The following is an 18,570-nucleotide window of genomic DNA, read 5'->3' as shown; positions in this document are numbered from 1 at the left end:
TAATGTGTCCCTTGGGCGACAAAAACAAATAGTATTTTTGTACCTCAAGGGCTACAATTAATTTTAAATTTGCCGATTTTGATGCCCTGGGGCTACAAATGACCAATCTCGCCGACGTCTCGGACATGCTCAAAACTCTCCGGCGCGACAGCAAGCTATCGCAGGAAGAACTGGCGCGCCGCGCGGGCGTCGCCCGCACCACCGTCGCGCGAATGGAAACGCTCGCCAAAAACGATATGAGCGTGTCCGTGCTCGTGCGTCTGCTCGAAGCGGCCGGTTACGACCTCAAATTCGTCGCGCACGGACATGGCCGCACGCTCGAGGACATCCTCGCCGAACAGCGTAGCCCGGACGCGCAGTCATGAAGCTCGACGTTCAGGTCCTCGGCCGGAACGTCGCCACGCTGTTTCGCGAGCGCGACGACTACGTCCTCAAATACAACCGCGACGCGAGCGCGGCCGACTTCGTCAGTCTGACGATGCCGGTGCGCGAAGAGGCCTGGCGCTGGCCGCGCGACCTGCATCCGTTTTTCCGGCAGAACCTGCCCGAGGGCTATCTGCTGAACCTGATCCGCGAACAGTTCGGACCCCTGCTCGACGGCACGGATCTGTCGCTGCTCGCGGTCGTGGGCTCGATGGGGATCGGCCGGGTCACCGTCACGCCCGAAGGGGTCGCGCCGGGCACCGAACTCCAGGCGCTCGACGTCGAAAACATCCTGCACGGCGACAATTCCGCCGAACATTTCGCGCAACTCGTGCGCGAATACGCGCGCGCGGCAATTTCGGGCGTGGTGCCGAAGTTCATCGCACCGCAGGCGCAGGCCGCCGCGGCGCCGGCGCTGCAGCTCGGCAAGCCCACTCTTCGCACGAGCCGTCATATCGTCAAAGGTTCGGACGACAACACGCCGTTTCTCGGCTTCAACGAGTTCTATTCGATGCGCGTGCTGGAGCGGCTCGGCGTGGCGCCCGTCGCGCGCACGCAGATGTCGGACGACGGCCGCGCGCTGCTCGTCGAGCGTTTCGACGTCGACGCGCAAGGCCTGCCGGCATATGGCGTCGAAGATATGTGCGGCCTGCTGGGTTTGCCGCCGCACGAAAAATACAATGCCACGAGCGAGAAAATGCTCAACGCGGCCCGCGCGTATCTGCTCGATCGCGACACGATGCGCGCGCAACTCCAGCAGCTCGGCTGGCATCTGCTGACGAACTACGTCGTACGCAATGCGGACTGCCACACGAAGAACGTCGCGCTGTTCTATACGTCGGTCGACGATGTCTCGTTCACGCCGGTCTACGACATCGTGACGACGCAGGCTTATCCGCGCTTCGCCGCCAATCCGCCGGGGCTTGCCATCGACGGCCGCAAAACCTGGGCGGCGGGTAAAACGTTGGAGCGCTTTTTCAACACGCGCATGGGCATCGCGCCGCGACAATACGCGCAGATGGTCGAAGCGCTATGCGACTCGGCGGTTGCGGTGGGCGGCGAGATGATCGAAGCGGCGCGCAACGAGCCGCAGTGGCGCACGGTCGCGAAACAGATGCTGCATGCGTGGGACGACGGCATGACTTCGCTGCGCTCGCCGAAGAAAAGCCTGCCGTTCACGGGCCTCAAACCGGCGATCGAAGCAGCGGGCTTTTCGGCTGCCGAGCCGCCCGAGCGGACGCGGGAAGTGATCGGGCATTCGCCGCTGCTCGGCCGACGAAGTTAAGCGCGCAAGCGGCGCGGCGAGATCGCTGCGATAACTTTCCCGTGCGCACCACGTAAAAAAGCCCACGGCAGTCGTACTGTCGTGGGCTTTTGCTTTAATCGGAAAGCACTGCGCGGAAAGCACCGCGCGGGAATCACCGCGCGGAAAGCGCCGCCAGCACTACGTCGGCGGCAACAACCTCACACGTATCAAACCGCCACCGCGCTCAACGCATCTTCGGTGAGCCACAGCGACTCCGCCAGATCCAGCTCGTTCAGATTGAGCCCCTCCCCGCCGCGATCGACGACGATAAAGTCGCTCACCTCGCCCAACGCGATCAGCGGATGGTGCCACACGCCCTTCGCATAGTTGACGCCCTGCCAGCCGCTCGTCACGAACGCGCGGATCTTCGTCACGTCGAGCTCGCCCGCCGGCGCGACGACGACCAGATACGGCTTGTCGTTCAGCGGCACGAACGCCTGGCTACCGAGCGGATGACGCTCGAGCATCTTCACTTCGAACGGCAGCGTGCGCGGCTGGCCGCGAAACAGATTCACGAGCGTGCGGCCATCCTGATCGGCGACGTCCACTTTGGCGAGATCGTGATAGCGGATCGTGGTGCCGAGGTTGATCGGAATCTGCTTCGCGCCGTCGAGTTCGATCACGTCGCCGAAGGCGGCGAATGCCTGTTTCGTCAGCGGTTCGATCGCGAGCGTTTTCATTCGAGCGTACCCCACAGACGCAGACGCGACACGCCGCCGTCCGGATAGATGTTGAAGCGCACATGCGTAACGGGCCCGAGCGCCGCGATCTCGCTCTCGAAGAAATGCTGCTTGTCCATCTGCAGCTTCTGTTCGCCGAGCAGCACCGGCCAGAACATCGCCTGCGTGACGAGCGAGCTGTCGGTGCCGCCCTTCACGTACGCGGCCTGGATCGAGCAGCGGTCCGGATAATTGCCCTTGAAGTGCGCGGTATCGACTTCGATCTTGCGGATCACGCCGGGCTGCGCGAGCGCGACGATCGCCCAGTCGTTGCCCGGCTCGCGACGGCGCCGCGTTTCCCAGCCGTCGCCCATGTTCACGCCGCGGCCCGGCATCAGCAGTGTCGAGGCCGCGCCGAAATGCTGATTGTTCGCGCCGACCAGATACGCGCCGTTTTCCATCGCGGCCAGATCGAACTGCTCGGTACGGCTCGCGCCGGCCCAGTCGACCTGCGGCTGACCGTACACCCGCAGACGCGCGATACCGCCGTCCGGATAGATGTTCACGCGCAGATGCGTGTACGCGTTCGCGTCGCCGACTTCGAGGTAGTGATGGCTATTGCCCTGCAAGGTCGTGGACGGCACGATCTCGGTCCATTGGGTCGACTGGTTCGGTTGCCCATCGACGACGCGCGCCGCTTCCACCGATGCCGCCGGCGGGAAGTTGCCGGTGAAGTGGCTGGTGTCGAGGTCGAGCCCCTTGATCACGCCCGGCCGCGCGAGCTTGACGATGCACCAGTCGTAGCCGGTGATGCGCTTGCGGCGCGTTTCCCAGCCGTCCATCCACTTGCCGTTGTTGTCGTACTTGCCAGGAATAAAGACCGCCGGCTCCGGATTCAGCATGCGGTCCTTCGGCGCGAAGAATTCGTCGCTGGCCTCGAGCGCCTGCGCGCCCAGACGCGGGTCCGCCAGGTTCACGTAGCGGCGCGTGAATTCCGGTGCGTTGGGGTCGAGAATCGGAAGTGCCATCGTGGTCGTCCTTGATATCGGTTGGGGCGGATAAACCGCCGGAAAAACGTTGCGGGTCGAGTTCTGACGCTGGACGCTACGCGTCACGCGCCGATCAGATCGTCGAGCCGGAAACGTGCAATGCGATAGATCTGATCGAGGCTCGCGCGCATTTCGTCGGCGCGGCTATTGTTCACGCGCGCCTCGAAGTTCGCGATGATGCCGTGACGGTCGTAGCCGCGCACCGCGAGAATGAACGGAAAGCCGAATTTCTCGCGATACGCGTAGTTCAGCGCATGCAGCCGGTCGAACTCTTCCTGCGTGCATTGCGCGAGACCCGCGCCGCTTTGCTCGCGCGTCGATTCGGCGGTCAGCTCGCCGCGCACCGCGGCCTTGCCGGCCAGCTCCGGGTGCGCATTGATCAGCGCGAGCTGCTTCTCGTCTCCCGAGGTTTCGACGATCTGCGACATCCGGCGATGCAGCGCATCGATGCTCGCAAACGGCCGCTCGCGCGCCGCGATTTCCGCGACCCATGGCGAGTGCTCGAAGATGCCCGACAGCGCCGCGACGAAGGCGTCGGTGGAGATGTCGTTGAGTTGGTCCAGGGTGTATTGCATCGCCTTCATGCCGCAGCCTCGCGGTTGTCTGGTTGGTAAGGATGAGTGTCGTGCCAGTGTCTCGCGATGTCGACGCGCCGCGACACCCACACACGATCGTACTGCTCGATGTGATCGAGAAAACGCTGCAGCGCGCGAAAACGCCCCGGCCGCCCGAGCAGCCGGCAGTGCATGCCGATCGACAGCATCTTCGGTACCTCGTCGCCCTCTTCGTACAGCACGTCGAACGCGTCGCGCAGGTAGGTGAAGAAGTGGTCCGCGGTATTGAAGCCTTGCGGAGTGGCGAAGCGCATGTCGTTGGTGTCGAGCGTGTACGGCACGATCAGTTGCGGCACGCGCTTGCCGCCCGTTACCTCGACGTCCATCCAGAACGGCAGGTCGTCGCCGTAGTAATCGGAGTCGTACAGGAAGCCGCCGTATTCGGCGACGAGGCGATGCGTGTTCGGGCTGTCGCGGCCGGTGTACCAGCCGAGCGGCCGCACGCCGGTCACGCGCTCGATCGCCTCCATACCGAGACGCATATGCTCCGCCTCTTTCTCCGGCGTCATGTCCTGATAGTGAATCCAGCGATAGCCGTGGCACGCGATCTCATGTCCGAGTTCGACGAACGCCTGCGCGACTTCCGGATGCCGTTCGATCGCCATGCCGACGCCGAACACCGTCAGCGGCAGGTCACGCTTTTCGAATTCGCGCAGGATGCGCCACACGCCCGCGCGCGACCCGTATTCGTAGATCGACTCCATGCTCATATGACGCGCCGGATAGGCCGCCGCGCCGACGATCTCCGACAGAAACTGCTCCGAAGCAGGATCGCCGTGCAGCACGCAGTTTTCGCCGCCCTCTTCGTAGTTCAGGACGAATTGCACCGCGATGCGCGCTCGCCCGGGCCAGTTCGCCTGCACCGGGTGGCGGCCGTAGCCGATCAGATCGCGTGGGTAGTTCGGGTCGAATGGCATGGTTTGACGGATGCGTTATGGCAGAACCGGACAGAATCGGATGGGACCGGGAATTCATTTGAAGCTCGCGCGGTCCACGCGTTTTGCACGTTCGCGACGTGGACAGCCACGGCTTGAAACGCGCTGGCGATGGCCGGCGGATTTCGCGCCTGACATCGCCCGGACAGCGGCTTCGGCGCCCGCCGAAGCAACCCCGCCGAGTTGAGCCAGTGTAGCGAAAACACCCCGGTGCGCCCATACAGCGGTACAGATAGTGCGTGTTACGCGGAATGTATGTGCGTGGCCGCGGATTCCGTGTTTACCCGCAATATGGCAACGCCATCCCGCTCGAATGCCGCGCATGGTGTGTCCACGCACGGCGATCCGCGTCGGTTGTCAGGTTGTTGGGCAGTCACTCCGGCTCAGTACTCCCACCTCAGTACCCCTGTTCGGCAACCAGCCCGCCGAGCGGCTCCGCGACCGGCTCGGGGCCGCCGGGGCTGAACGACGCCAGCGCGCCGTCGTAGCGCTTCGCGAGCGGCCGCGCGTAGTCGCCGCGCTTGGCCGTCGCGAGCCGCAGCGCGACCAGCGCCTCGGTCCATTTCACCGCCGCGGTCACGCCCTCGATCACCGGTGCGCCGAGCGCGTCCTCGAGCTCCGCGCACAGTTCGACCATGCCCGCGCAGCCGAGCACGATCGCCTCCGCGCCGTCCTCGTCCAGCGCACGCCGACATTCGTCGAGGATAAGACGGCGCGCGGCCGAGCCCGGCTTGTCGAGTTCGAGCACGGCGACATCGGTTGCCCGCACGTTGCGGCAGAAACGCTTCATGCCGTAGCGCTCGGCCAGATGCCAGGCCATGCCACACGTGCGCGCAAGCGTCGTCACGACCGAGAAGCCCGGCGCGAGCACGCTCGCCGCATGCATCGCCGCCTCGGCGATGCCGATCACCGGACCGCGTGCCAGCTCGCGGGCGGCATACAGCCCCGGATCGCCGAAGCAGGCGATCACGTAGCCGTCGTAGCCGTCCCGCTCGCCCGCCGCGACTTCGGCGAGCAAACCCGGCGTCGCGAGCGCCTCGTCGTAATAGCCTTCGATCGACGGCGGCCCCATCGTCGGATTGACGGCGATCACTTCGGTGCCGGGCGCGGCGACTTCGCGCGCGCAGCGTCCCATCGCGTCGGTCATGCGACGCGTCGTGTTCGGATTGATGAGTTTGATACGCATGGCAACTCCTGTTCGACTGCCGATTGCTGCGGCCAAAGCCGGCAAAGACTGGCGCGCGCCAGCGATAACCCGGTACGACTCAGCGGACCAGCAGCCGATAGAACAACGCCGCAAGCCCCGCGCCGATGAACCACGAAAAGTTCGCGCAGCCGTCGAGCCCCGGCACCATCACGCAGATCACCGCGATCAGCGCGGCCGGCAGCAACGCGGCCACCGCACGATAGTTGACGCCGTTGCGATACCAGTACGTGCCGCTCGGTGCGACCGTGTACAGGTCATCGAGCACGATCTTCTGGCGCTTCACGAGATAAAAGTCGACGATCAGGACACCGTACAAAGGTCCGATGAAACTGCCGAGCACGTCGAGCGTGTAGTGAATCACGGCCGGATTGTTGAACAGGTTCCACGGCGTGATGAACACCGAAGCGACGGCCGCGAGCATGCCGCCCATGCGCCAGCTGATCAGGCGCGGCGCGACGTTCGAGAAATCGAATGCCGGCGACACGAAGTTTGCGACGATGTTGATGCCGATCGTCGCGATCGTGAAGGTCAGCGCGCCGAGAATCACGGCCATCGGATAGTCGATGCGCCCTACCGTTTCGACCGGATCGGTGATCAGTTCGCCGAATACCGGCAGCGTGGCCGCGGTCGTGATGACCGTGACGAGCGAGAACGCGAGGAAGTTGACCGGCAGTCCCCAGAAGTTGCCGCGCTTGACGCTGCGAAAACTCTTGCCGTAGCGCGAGAAGTCACCGAAATTCAGCATCGGTCCCGAGAAGTACGACACCACCAGCGAGATCGCCGTGATCATCACCGGCACCACTTCCATGCCGTGATATTTGACGCCGCCGAGATTGATGCCGATGTTGCGCCACCCCGCGCGATACACCATGTAGCCGGCGAGAATGAACATCACCACATAGACGGCGGGACCGGCGAAGTCGATGAACTTCTTGATCGTCTCCATGCCGTGCCAGAACACCAGCGCCTGCAGCACCCACAGCAGCATGAAGCCGGCCCAGCCGAGCGTCGACAGACCGAACAGTCCATGCCGATGCACGTCCGCATAGGGCAACAACTGCGGCACGAACTTCAGCACGACGATCACGAGCGCGCTCGACGCCAGATAGGTCTGAATGCCGTACCACGCGACCGCGATCAGGCCGCGAATCACCGCGGGAAGATTCGCGCCGAGCACACCGAAGGTCGCCCGGCAAGCGACCGGATACGGGACGCCGTTCAGTTGGCTCGGCTTCGCGATCAGGTTGCACAGCACGTTGACGATCGTGATGCCGACGAGCAGCGACACCAGCACCTGCCAGCTCGTCAGACCGAGCGCAAACAGGCTGCCCGCGAACACGTAGCCGCCGACGCTGTGCACGTCGGACATCCAGAACGCGAAGATGTTGTACGCGGTCCAGTTCTGCGCGCGTAGCGGCGCGAGGTCTTCGTTGTAGAGCCGTTCGCTGTAGCCGGCCGGCATCGACGCATCGGCTGGCGCGGATGGGTCCGGCTGCGCGGTACCGTCCGGATAGGTAGAGAGTGAGTGACTGCCTGACGCTGCACTGAACTGAGCCATGATTCCTCCTTTGGATGGGGACCGTCGATAAACATCGACGGACATTGCATCGGCCATGCCAGTCGCTCGCTTGCCGCCCTGCGTGCGGGCGAAGAAGTCGGCGCCATGCGTTTTGGCCGAGCCGCGGGTGTCTCCGTACTGAGGTACTTGTGCTTGTCGCATCGGCGGCCGCCGCGGACTTCCGGCGATGCGTCACTACTCTGTCACTGCGCGGTCACTGCGCGAAATCCACCGGCTGGCGACGAACGTGCGTGGTCGGGCCGGCTGCACTCGCGGGAGTGCGGCCTTGCCTTGCGTGATATGGTCAGTTCAATTCAGTGCGGCGCGCACCACGAACGGGCGCTCGCCGGCCACCTGCGTCGGCCCGGAGTGGAGCCACTCCGGCTGCCTGCGTGGACGTTTCGCGGGCGTTTATTTCGACGCCAATGCGCCGAATACTTCGTGCAGATCCGCTGCCCCGCGCGCGGGGCGCTCCAGCATCTTCAACTCGACGCTTTGCAGATGACGCGCCATCAGCGCCGTCGCCTCTTTCGCATCGCCAGCGTCGAGCGCGGCGAGAATCGCTTCGTGGTCCTCGAACGAGCACGGGCTGCGTCCGAGCGACTCGTACAACGCGGAAATCAACGTGGAGCGCGCCACCAGTCCATTCAGACAATCGCACAACACCATGTTGCCGGTCAGGCTCGCAAGCTCGGTGTGAAACTCGCCCGACAAGCGGATCCACGCCGGAAAATCCCGCGTTTCGAACGCCTTGCGTTCGCGGCCGATCATGCCGCCGATGTTCTTCAGACGCCGCATGCCGTGTCCGTTACAGATCTTCTCGACGACGGCCAGCTCGATGATGCGGCGCATTTCGAACACCTCGTGCACCTCCTGCAGCGATGGACTCGCGACGAACGCGCCGCGATTCGGCTCGAGATCGACGAGTCGTTCGCCCGCCAGTTGCGACAACGCCTGGCGGATCGGTCCACGCTTCACGCCAAATACTTCGCATAACTGAGCTTCGGTCAGCTTCGCTCCGGGGGCCAGCCGATGCTCGAGGATCGCGGCACGGATACGTTCGGCAATCGCTTCGGGTTTCGAACTGTTCGCGGCAGAATCGGTGTCGGACATGATGTGCGTCTCGGTATGTTGGTCATCATAGGATCGACACAAAAATTGTCAACAATTTTTGTGGAGATTTTTGACACTTTCGGTCTGATGGGTGGGTCAAGAAACTCGCAAATCCTTGCAGCACGGCCATCCGACAGGAATGTTACCTCGATTGAAACCTCTTCGGCCCTTTATTGCAGGCCGGTTTTTGTCAACAAAAACTGAAAACATCGATGGGGGTGTGAGGGAGGGACGGGAAAAGCAAGGGCCGTTAGTTGCGTTTTACAGGTCAAAAAGAAAGCGGGCGAACCGCCCGCTCCTACCCTACCCGTCTGTGCCACCCGAATCACGCCAGACACGGATAACCCGACAACGTCATCCTGAATCCATGTGCGTTGGCGACCAGATGCGCATCGGCGCCGACCGGCAGCGTCAGCATGTTATGGATGTGCCCGAACTGCAGTCCCGTAATGACCGGAATACCGATCAGCGCGCGCACCTGCTCGATCACCGAGTGCAGGTCATAGCCGTTGTCGTAGTCGTACTGTTTGCCGCCCGAGAAATCGCCGAGCACGAGCGCCTGCTGCTGCGCAAGAATGCCGGCCAGATGCAACTGATAGATCATCCGCTCGATCCGGAACGGCTGCTCGTTGACGTCTTCGAGAAACAGGATGCCGCCCTGCACCGGCGGCATATACGGCGTGCCAACCAGCGACGCCAGCACCGCCAGATTGCCGCCCCACAGCATGCCGGAAACGTCGACGCTCTGCGTCTGCGGCGTGTGGCCCGTCACCGTCATGGTCGGCTTCGTCAGCGCCGACCAGAAGTGATGCATCGTGAACTCGCTCGGCTCCTCGGCGCCGAAATCGCTCATCAGCATCGGACCGCCGAAGGTCTTCACGCCGGCGCGCGCGAGCAGCGCCATCTGGATCGCGGTGAAGTCGCTATGGCCGACCAGCGCGATCGGCTGATCGGCGAGGCGCCGCTGCAGTCCTTCGTAATCGAGACCGTGCAGGATCCGCACCGCGCCGTAGCCGCCGCGCACGGCGAGCACCACGTCGGGCAGATCGCGCGACGGATCGGCGAGCCGGTTCAGATCGGCCGCGCGCTCGCCGTCGGTGCCGGCGAAGCGTTGAAAGCGCCGCCACGCTGCCGCCTCGCCGTCGACGCGATGTCCTTGCGCCCGCAGCCGATGCAACGCGCGATGCAACACCTCGGGATCATGCGGATAACCGGACGGCGCGATCAGTTCGATGGTGCGATGAGCGGTCATGGCAGGACCCGTTGGAAGTGGTTGTTTTAGCGCGACGTGGCCGGAGGCGGTTCGTTACCGGGCTGCGCGGTGGGCTGGGTGGTGAAATCGGCGGCGGACTCCGCGGCTGATGTCGCAGCGGATTGCGCGGTATCGGCGGCTTCCGTCGTGGCGCCGGAAGTTGCAGCGGGAGGGGCATTGGAAGTTACGGCCGTCACGGTGCGCCCCGTTCCACGGTCTTCCTGCCCATCCGCCTGCGTCACGCCACGTGCCGCCGCGCGCGCTTCGCGGCTCGCACGTCGCCGCTCCGCAAAAAACGACTTCAGCGCGGCGCCGCATTCGGCTTCGCACACGCCGCCACTCACCGTCGTGTGATGGTTCAACAGCGGATTCGCGAATGCATCGACGACGCTGCCGCACGCGCCGGTCTTCGGATCGCGCGCGCCGAACACCACGCGGGCGATGCGCGCATGCATGATCGCGCCCGCGCACATCAGGCACGGCTCGAGCGTCACATAGAGTTCGCAGCCCGGCAGACGATAGTTGCCGAGCGACAGCGCCGCCGCGCGCAGCGCGACCATTTCCGCATGCGCGGAAGGATCGTGTGCACCGATCGGATGATTGAACCCCTTCGCGATGACCTCATCGCCGCGCACGAGCACCGCGCCGACCGGCACCTCGCCGGCCGCACGCGCTTCTTCGGCGGCGGCCTGAGCGAGCGCCATGAAGCGCAGATCGCGTTCGGAGACCGGGGACGGTTCGGGTAATGCGGGGGAGATGGCGGAGGTAGCCGAGGCCGCTTCGTTGGCATCACCGGTCACAGCAGCACCGGCCGCGCCGGTTACGTCTGCGTTGGACACGCCAGTGTTGGCGGATTCGGCATCGATGGGCGGCACAATCGGAGAACTCGGCACAGCGGCTTCGCCAACGCAAGCGCCAGCACGCCCGGCTTCACCTTGATTCGCCGCCCCAGACCCAGACGCCGATGCCGACACCTCGCCGACGCGAGTCGCCAGATTGGCCTGAGCGCCGTTTTCAGTCTGCGCCGACGCCGCCAACGCAGCGGCACGAACGAGCGGCTCGCTCACCGCGAACCCGCACCGGTTGCGTCGGCACTACCGACGCGCTCCGACACCCGCTCGGCAATCCGGCGGCAGTATTCACGCGGCAGCACCATCGGGCCGCCGCGCAGCGATTCGAGCGCCATATCGAGCGCGAGCATACGTGCCTGAAGCGCCTGGAGACGGCAACGGGTCGCCTGATCGCTCACGGCATTCAGCTCCGTTTGCAGGTCGCGCAAGGCGCGAAGCTGCTCGACAGCGGGCGGCACGAAGCCCGCGTTTTTAAGAATCCGGTTGGCGACGCGCACCTCTTCCGGCACCAGGGCATCATCGTCCAGAGTGAGCGGTGCGCCCGCTCCCGGCAAGTCCTCGAACTCTCCGCGCGCGGCGGCGGCGGCAATACGCTGTTCGACAAGCGCATCAAGCAATTTCATCTGCAATCCACTACGTTGCGGCCCGTGCATTCTATCAGGGAGCGCACGAGCGTTCAGCACCGCGCACCGCCCCGAAAGCGCCGCCCTACTGGCTTTTGCGCATTTGACGGCGTCCCGCCATGGACTAGAGTAAATCATCCGGTTGCGCAGCAAACCTGACGCTTTGCGCACGCCACGCCCGGCAACTTGCAGGCTGTTGTACCGTTACCGAATTTCCTCCATCACCACGCACCCTCATGTCATTCCCAACCAACGACCGATGCCGCGCCCCAAGCGCATCGAATCCTCGTCGGACTTTCGCCGGGCACGCGCTGCAACGACCCGGCTCGCGCGTGTTCGGCGCGGGTCTGCGTGCAACGCTGGCGGCCCTGGCGGCCGCAGCACTGCTCTCCGGCTGCGGGGTGTTCTGCGCCGGCGCGGGCGCAAGTGGCGGCGCCTTTGCCGCCGGCTGCGGAACCAGCGTGCGGTTCTAGCGGCCACGTACCGGTGAGGACACGCTCACCCGAGCACGCTCACCACAGTAACGGGCACACGCTGGCAACGGCAGGAAGGCCGGCGCGGATGCAACGCGGCCTCTCCGTCACGCCGTCCCCACCAAAGGCCAGCGCGCCAGCACGCTATGTTTGGTCCGCCCGACCAGACTATGGATCAGCGCAAACTCCCGCACGTTCCAGCACGCCGACTCGGCAGGCCGACGCTCGGCCCACGGCATCCCATAGGCGAGCGTGACGTGCGGCGTGAAACGCGCGTTAGGCGCAATACCGACGTCCTTTAGCGCCGCCTCCAATGCATCGTGAAGCGCATGCAAGCCGAGCACGCCGTCTTCTCCGACCATGACCGCGGGCCCAGGTCGGGGCTTTTTCGCAAAGCTCGTAACCGCGTCGAACTCAACCGTAAACGGCGCCATGCTGACCGCCGCGGCGGCCCGCGTCGCCGCAGCGACATAGTCTTCCGGCAGGCCGCCTGCAAAATTTCCCAGGTGGCGCAGCGTCACGTGCAAACGGTTTGCCGCAAGCGGCTTGCTGCGCACGCGCGCCTCGGCGCACAAGCGCTGCGCGAACTTCGCGATGCCGGCCGCCGTGTTGCTGTCGGGATAGACCGCGAAAAAGAGCCCGTCCGTAAGCGCAGGCGGCGCCTCGAGCCCGGGCAGCCACAGTTGTTCAGGCATCGTGCCTCGTTCCTTCGCTGGTTTTGCCGATCCGCACACCGCCGCGCGGTCAGCCCTTTCCAACGATGATACTGTATATTCATACAGTATAGAAGCGTATGCTGTAAAAAAGGGGCGCCATCCGGCGGACGGTTTGCCCATTGCGGACAATAAAGCCCGATCGATGCTTCGGCCGCCCGTGCGGCGAACCAACGCGCCGAACCGCCGCTAGGATTCGACTCCGCCCGCCTCATCGTGCGCCATCATTAGCGCGCGCATCTGCGTCCACATGCCGTAGTAATGCACGGCGAAGCTGTCCGGCCGCCGGAAATTCCATGGCGTATTGAGTGTGACCATGTCGAGCAACGCGTCGTGGTCGAGCAGCCCTGCGCGTTCGAGCGCGTGGATGAAATGCAGCTGGTCGCCATTGCTCGCATAGACGGACGACGTATCGTGCAGCTGCACGATCTCGTGCATCAGCTCATCCAGCAGCGCCGCGTTGCGCTCCGTGCGACGAAACCCCATCACGCCCGAATTGAACGACCATTGCCCGACATCGTGCGCGAGCAACGTGTCGCGGCCTGCCATCAGCGGTTCAAGTTTCTGCTGCATATTGCCGATCAGCACGTCCGCATCGAGCCACACGACCCAGTCGTGATGCTGCATATAGCCGTACAACAACCATGGCTTGAACCAGTTGCCGCTGGCATTCAGTCCGACCTCGTGCGGAATCTCGCGATACACGTACAGCGTGTAGCCGTGCAGTTCGCAATAGCGCCGGAAATTGCGCTCGGCGATGCCCGCATAGACACCGATATTCGGCGTGTAGAGCGTCATCAGCGCGATCGGATGGCCGGGGTTGTAAGTGCTGCGCCCGGCGGCAGCGTCGTCGCCCGGCGCGAGTGCCAGAATGCGGCTCGGCATGAAATCCGCAAACAGCGGCGCACCCGAGCGCTGGTGCCGGTTGAGGTGCTCGACCAGCGCGTTTGAGAAGCGCGGACACGCGGCCTTTTCGCGCACCTCGCCAGTCATATTGTCGATACTGACCGCGAACGTCGGCACGCGGGTCCACGCGGGATCGAAGTTGTAGCCGGTCTGCATGACCGGGCAGATGTCGTCGATCGTCTCGAGGAAGTGATGCGTGTCGAAGTCGGCGAACAGTCCGGCCTCCGCTTCGAGCGCCGTACCGCCGAGACGGCAGCGCTTCACCAGTTGCAGCACGCTGTCGCGAACGGCTCGCGTATTGCGCCAGATCTGCACGTCGGTTTGCGGCAGCGGATGCGCGGACGTCGTCACCAGCAGGTAGTCGCGGCCCTGCATCAACACGTCCAACGCGACCGGTTCGACGATCGCCGCATCCTCGCTGAGCAGCAGCACGAGTTCGTCGTCGCCCGCACGCCGCAACGTGCCGAGCAGGACCTCGTATTTGTACAGGCAGCGCAATTGCAGCTGGTCCGTCATCGCGGACGCGTCGATCCATTCGTGGCGATAGCCGCGCGACGTCGCGTAAAACCGATGATTCGCGAGGCTGGCGGGCGCCTCACGACAGAAGAGACTCAGTACGATCACGATGCAAGACCCTGGCAGACGGATGCGCGCGCAAACGCGCGCGCGAGCGGATCGGTCACTCGCGGTGGACTCCGCGACGCTCTCCCGGCGACTATCGCAACGGCCGCGCGATCAGATCGTCGAGCAACGCGGCATAGGTAGCGACCAGTTGGCGATCGTCCGGCAGATAACGGGCAATCGCGGCGCGTTGCTTCTCGCGATACCACGACGCATGCGCGTCATGACTTTCGATCGCCTCGACCACCTTGCGCGCGCCCTCTTCCACGTCGTTGCCCCGATAGTAGTAACCGAGGTCCGTGCACAGATGCGCGTTGTGCACGAGCGGATAGCCCTGCCAGCACACTTCGAGGTAGAAGTAATTGAGCGGGTTTTCGAGCTGATGGGAGATCACGATATCGGTGTTCTCCGCCAGAAACACCGGCGTTTCGTGCCGCCCGAGAAACACGGCCTTGTGATTGCGCACGATGTCGAGCTGGTTCATCAGCGCGATGAATTCCTTGCTTTCACGCGCAATGCCGTCCGCATTGGTGACCTGCAACAACGCGACGCTATCCGGCCGCTGCCGGTAGACGAGCTCCGCGATCAGCGCCGGATAGAGACAGAACTTCACCACGTTGATGTTCGGCTCCATCACGCTCAGACGCTTCGCACCGCTGCGCGGCTGGTAGACGCCCGCGTTCGCGAGGTGCTTCACGCGCTCGTCGAGAAACATCGGACTCCAGACGAACGGCACCGCCCGCGCGGTCTGCCGGCGCAGCACCTCGAAATACGAGCGGCTGATATGGTCGACCTGCGGGATCATCCAGATATCGTCATAGCGCTGGTTGACGAACAGGTTCTCGCCCCAGGTCGGCTTGCGAAACAGCACCGATTCCATCGCATGGATGTACTCGAAGCCGCAGCAATACGACACGAGCCGCACGCCGCGCTGCTTCAGATAGTCGGTTTGCACCGCGTTGACCTGACCGCCGAGTTCGATCAGCACGTCGAGCGCGTCTTTGGCGGCGTCGAACGTGATGGTCGGAAAGCGCGTCTGGTCCCACGGCAGCGCCGGCGTAATCGGCACCGCGGTCGTATTGACGAGCGCCACCGACGCCACGTTCGGACAATGACGCAATGCATCCGCGAGAAACGCCGCGTTCTGTTTGATGCCGTTATTCCAGAGCGTTTCGTTCGGCTGATGCAAGCCAATGGTGATGCCGATACGCAAGCCGTTCATGATCTGATTTTCCCCGCGATTGTTCCGGTTTCACGCCGGGCCCTGCTACAGTCACCCGACTGCATTGACGTGCTGTTGCTTACTGCTGCGCCTTGCGAAACATCACATAGCGGCGAATCACCAGACAGCCCGGCTTCGAATCGATCAGCGACACCGACGAGCCCGGCGTTTTGCCGTCTGTATAGACCATCATATGCGACAGCAGGCGCGTGCCCTGATAACCGGGCAACTGCTTGCGGGCCACCGCCGCGCAATCGGCTGGCTCGACCGAAATGCGCTCGGCCGACACCGAGCACGAACCATCCGCCTCGGGCACACCGGTCAGCGACATCGCCGCATTGCCGTTCGCCGACTCCAGTCCGATCAGCGAAAAAATCGCGCTATTGCCGCCGCGCGCGCGATCCCAGTCGAACAGCACGTCGTTATTGGTGGTGCCTTTCACGCCCAGCGACGACAACTCGTTGAGCGCCGGCGCGCATTGTCGCGCGCCGATCGCACTGGCTGCCTGCATCAGCGAATTGCGCGGCCCCTGGTCGGCCTGCGGCACCAGCACGCCCTGTGCGAACGCCGCCGGGAAAGACGCCGCAAGCGTCGACAGAAGCGCGCCCGCGGCCAGCAGTTTGCCGACGGTCGTTGCGCGTGGACTGAACCTGTTCATGACTGATTTCGCCGCCTGTGTCGATAAGAGTCGAGCAACGCCGGCCGGCCTTAGCTGGGATCGAAAAGCCTGGCGATGGCGTCGGTATAAAGGGCGACGTTAGCGTCGCTTTCCGGGTCGAGTTGCGCGATGAGTGCATTCGCGGTGCGCCGGTACGCATCGAAATTGGCGTCGTGCTCGGCATACGCGCGCTGCAGTGCCTGACCGCCCTCCTCGCAATCGAACCCATGATAGCGATACCCGCAGTCGCCGATCAGATGCGAATTGTGGATCAACGGATAGCCGCCGTACAGCGCTTCGTAGTAGACGTAATTCTGCGCGTTTTCCCACTGATGGCTCACGACCACGTCGACGTCCGACGCGACCACCTGACAGAACGGAAAGCGCCCCTCGAACGACGCGAGCCCATGCCGCACGATATCGAGGCTGCGCGCGAAGCCGTGGAAGCCCACGTGCTCCTTCAGATGAAACGTGTTGTAGGCGAACACGTGTTCGAGCATGTCCGGATTGTCGCGATGCGCGGCCTCGCAGGCGAGCAACGGCACGTAGCTCGTTTTCACCATGCAGATGTTCGGCTCGAACACGCCCGCGCGCCAACGCCGGCGACCCGGCTGGTAGCCGAAGCGCTTGCCCTCCGGCAGCTTCGCCGCTTCGCGCTCCAGTACCAGCGGACTCCACAGATGAGGCATCAGCCGCACCGGGCAGCGGAACAGGCTTTCGAAATACGGCTGACAGGTCACCTCGTACTCGGGCAGCGTCCAGATCTCATGATAAGGCGCGCCGGTAATCAGCAGTCCGTGGGATTTGTCGAACACCATCCGCTCGATGTCGATCACGTAGTCGTTGCCGACCCGCATCGACACGACCTTGCCGCCGCGCTCGCGAAACGCGATAACCCATTCGCGCGACAGCTGCGCGCTCATTTCGATCATCACATCGAGCGTGTTCGCCGCTTCGTTCATGTCGATCAGCGGCACCGGCGAATCGGCGAGAAACTTCTTCGCGTCGGCGGGTTCGCCGCCACCGCCGCCCGCCACGAGGCAGGTCGACTCGACGAGCGGCGAGCGCATCAGCAGCATCACCAGGAAAATACAGTTCTGGTAGATGCCGTTTTCCCACAGCGACTGCTCGCCCTTGCGCACAAAAATCGACACGCCGACCCGCAGCTTGCGGGCACCGGACAATGGGCTTGATGCGGAGTTCATGAATGGCTCGGGCGGTTGGCGATAAAGGTCGTGCCGCGGCACAGATGCAGCAGCCGCTCGGCGTGCGCATCGAGATTGCGCTGGCTGAACGGATCGACCGCGTCGAACACGCGTTGCGAGCGCGCGCGATAGTCGTCGAGCTGCGCCGCGTGCTGCTGGAGCGCCTGCCGCAATTGCGCCGCGCCCTGGCGGATTTCAAAGGCCGGGTAATAGTAGCCGGCGTCTTTCAGCCACGCGGAGTTGTGGATCAGCGGATAGTCGCCGTACAGCGCATCGAGGTAGCTGTAGTTCTGCTCGTTCTGCCACTGGTGCGAGACGACCGTGTCCGCATGCTGCACCATGAAGCCGACGATATCGTGGCGCCCATGAAACGTCGCCTTGTGCTCGCGCACGAGGTTCAGCGAGTTCGCGAGATACAGCATGGTCGGATGATCTTTCATGTGCAGCGTGTTCAGCACATGCATCATGCGCACCGAGTTCGGATCGGCGCGATAGGCTTCCTCGCAGATCAGCATCGGCACACTCGATGTCTTCACGACCGAGATGTTCGGCTCGAAGATCGCGACGCGCAAACCGCGCGCGGCGTCAGTGCCGGCCCCACTTCCCTCGCTTGCCTTGAAACCATAGTGCAGCCCGGTGATGTCCGCGACTTCCCGAATGCGCTGCTCGATGAATTGCGGATGCCAGATGAACGGCACCTCGTGGACGTCGCAACGATGCAGCATGCGCAGCATCGGCGCGAACGCCGCGTCTTTCGGCAGATACCAGACTTCGTCGCAGCGATCCGGGCGCGACGCATGGGTGGGCTTATCGAATACGGCCGGTTCGGCCAGCGCGACAAACGGCTGCCCGCAGCAATAGAACACCACCTTCTTGCCGCGCTTGCGCATCAGATCGAGCCATTGCACGTCGAGCGCGCCGCCCATTTCGAAGATGACGTCGACCTGATCGGTCGCGTCGGCGCGGGTCATCACGCGCAGCGCCTTCGCGTTCGTGTCGACCTGCGGCGGCATCGCCGCCTGGTCGCCCGCATCGATCAGGACAACGGATTGCACGAACGGCAGGCGTTGAAACAGCTCGGCCAGAAAGATGACGTTCTGCCCAAGACCGTTCTGCCAGATGTTCTGGCCGGCATGAGTAAGGACGGAGATCCCGATGCGCATGTTCAGTTCATAAGTTGTA

General features: G+C 63.9%; 17 protein-coding genes and 1 pseudogene. 2 read left to right on the top strand and 16 right to left on the bottom strand.

Going from position 1 to position 18,570, the window contains the following annotated elements:
• Positions 1 to 98: 98 nt before the first annotated feature.
• Both HHL14_RS09320 and HHL14_RS09315 read left to right on the top strand, forming a co-directional pair.
• On the top strand, positions 99 to 365 hold the full coding sequence (locus HHL14_RS09320; RefSeq protein WP_169497315.1) for a helix-turn-helix domain-containing protein: 267 nt from the start codon (positions 99 to 101) through the stop codon (positions 363 to 365).
• On the top strand, positions 362 to 1,708 hold the full coding sequence (locus HHL14_RS09315; RefSeq protein WP_169497314.1) for a type II toxin-antitoxin system HipA family toxin: 1,347 nt from the start codon (positions 362 to 364) through the stop codon (positions 1,706 to 1,708). Before HHL14_RS09320 ends, HHL14_RS09315 begins: the two co-directional genes overlap by 4 nt.
• 188 nt (positions 1,709 to 1,896) lie before the next feature.
• Here the strand turns inward: HHL14_RS09315 and HHL14_RS09310 are convergent, their stop codons facing one another.
• The 16 genes and pseudogenes from HHL14_RS09310 to HHL14_RS09235 all read right to left on the bottom strand — a co-directional run bounded on the left by HHL14_RS09310 (position 1,897) and on the right by HHL14_RS09235 (position 18,551).
• Positions 1,897 to 2,409, bottom strand: a complete 513-nt coding sequence (locus HHL14_RS09310) for an ureidoglycolate lyase (protein ID WP_169497313.1) — start codon at positions 2,407 to 2,409, stop codon at positions 1,897 to 1,899.
• On the bottom strand, positions 2,406 to 3,416 hold the full coding sequence (gene alc / locus HHL14_RS09305) for an allantoicase (protein ID WP_169497312.1): 1,011 nt from the start codon (positions 3,414 to 3,416) through the stop codon (positions 2,406 to 2,408). Before alc ends, HHL14_RS09310 begins: the two co-directional genes overlap by 4 nt.
• Before the next feature lie 83 nt (positions 3,417 to 3,499).
• The gene (uraD, locus tag HHL14_RS09300; protein WP_169497311.1) at positions 3,500 to 4,021 is read right to left on the bottom strand and encodes a 2-oxo-4-hydroxy-4-carboxy-5-ureidoimidazoline decarboxylase; all 522 of its coding nucleotides are present in this window, start codon (positions 4,019 to 4,021) and stop codon (positions 3,500 to 3,502) included.
• On the bottom strand, positions 4,018 to 4,968 hold the full coding sequence (gene puuE, locus HHL14_RS09295; protein ID WP_169497310.1) for an allantoinase PuuE: 951 nt from the start codon (positions 4,966 to 4,968) through the stop codon (positions 4,018 to 4,020). The genes uraD and puuE overlap by 4 nt, the downstream gene beginning before the upstream one ends.
• 415 nt (positions 4,969 to 5,383) lie before the next feature.
• Positions 5,384 to 6,172 carry an aspartate/glutamate racemase family protein gene (locus HHL14_RS09290; protein ID WP_169497309.1) on the bottom strand — a complete coding sequence of 263 codons (789 nt, stop codon included), beginning with the start codon at positions 6,170 to 6,172 and terminating at the stop codon, positions 5,384 to 5,386.
• Positions 6,173 to 6,251: 79 nt separating this feature from the next.
• Positions 6,252 to 7,751 (bottom strand): NCS1 family nucleobase:cation symporter-1, encoded by a 1,500-nt coding sequence (locus HHL14_RS09285; protein WP_169497308.1) that lies wholly within the window; start codon positions 7,749 to 7,751, stop codon positions 6,252 to 6,254.
• 411 nt (positions 7,752 to 8,162) lie between these two features.
• Positions 8,163 to 8,864, bottom strand: coding sequence for a GntR family transcriptional regulator (locus HHL14_RS09280; RefSeq protein WP_169497307.1), 702 nt, complete (start codon positions 8,862 to 8,864; stop codon positions 8,163 to 8,165).
• Positions 8,865 to 9,189: 325 nt separating this feature from the next.
• Positions 9,190 to 10,116 carry a muramoyltetrapeptide carboxypeptidase gene (gene ldcA, locus HHL14_RS09275; protein ID WP_169497306.1) on the bottom strand — a complete coding sequence of 309 codons (927 nt, stop codon included), beginning with the start codon at positions 10,114 to 10,116 and terminating at the stop codon, positions 9,190 to 9,192.
• 224 nt (positions 10,117 to 10,340) lie between these two features.
• Positions 10,341 to 10,820: pseudogene (gene tadA / locus HHL14_RS09270) on the bottom strand (tRNA adenosine(34) deaminase TadA); the annotation flags it as partial.
• Positions 10,821 to 11,179: 359 nt separating this feature from the next.
• A complete protein-coding gene (locus tag HHL14_RS09265; protein ID WP_169497305.1) occupies positions 11,180 to 11,590 on the bottom strand; it encodes a DnaJ family domain-containing protein in 411 nt (136 codons plus the stop codon).
• 580 nt (positions 11,591 to 12,170) lie between these two features.
• Positions 12,171 to 12,758 carry a 2'-5' RNA ligase family protein gene (locus tag HHL14_RS09260; RefSeq protein WP_169497604.1) on the bottom strand — a complete coding sequence of 196 codons (588 nt, stop codon included), beginning with the start codon at positions 12,756 to 12,758 and terminating at the stop codon, positions 12,171 to 12,173.
• 207 nt (positions 12,759 to 12,965) lie between these two features.
• Complete coding sequence (locus HHL14_RS09255) at positions 12,966 to 14,306, bottom strand: glycosyltransferase family protein (RefSeq protein WP_169497304.1); 1,341 nt, start codon at positions 14,304 to 14,306, stop codon at positions 12,966 to 12,968.
• Between the two features lie 91 nt (positions 14,307 to 14,397).
• Positions 14,398 to 15,525, bottom strand: a complete 1,128-nt coding sequence (locus tag HHL14_RS09250; RefSeq protein WP_169497303.1) for a DUF2827 domain-containing protein — start codon at positions 15,523 to 15,525, stop codon at positions 14,398 to 14,400.
• Positions 15,526 to 15,604: 79 nt separating this feature from the next.
• Complete coding sequence (locus HHL14_RS09245; protein ID WP_169497302.1) at positions 15,605 to 16,183, bottom strand: hypothetical protein; 579 nt, start codon at positions 16,181 to 16,183, stop codon at positions 15,605 to 15,607.
• 50 nt (positions 16,184 to 16,233) lie between these two features.
• Complete coding sequence (locus tag HHL14_RS09240; protein WP_169497301.1) at positions 16,234 to 17,388, bottom strand: DUF2827 domain-containing protein; 1,155 nt, start codon at positions 17,386 to 17,388, stop codon at positions 16,234 to 16,236.
• Entirely contained in the window at positions 17,385 to 18,551 is a 1,167-nt protein-coding gene (locus tag HHL14_RS09235) for a DUF2827 domain-containing protein (RefSeq protein ID WP_169497300.1), read from the bottom strand. The genes HHL14_RS09240 and HHL14_RS09235 overlap by 4 nt, the downstream gene beginning before the upstream one ends.
• Between the last annotated feature and the right edge of the window lie 19 nt (positions 18,552 to 18,570).

The organism is Paraburkholderia antibiotica (genome assembly GCF_012927125.1).
GTDB lineage: Bacteria > Pseudomonadota > Gammaproteobacteria > Burkholderiales > Burkholderiaceae > Paraburkholderia > Paraburkholderia antibiotica.
Note: the sequence above shows the minus strand (reverse complement) of the source record. Positions and strands in the feature narration are given on the sequence as shown.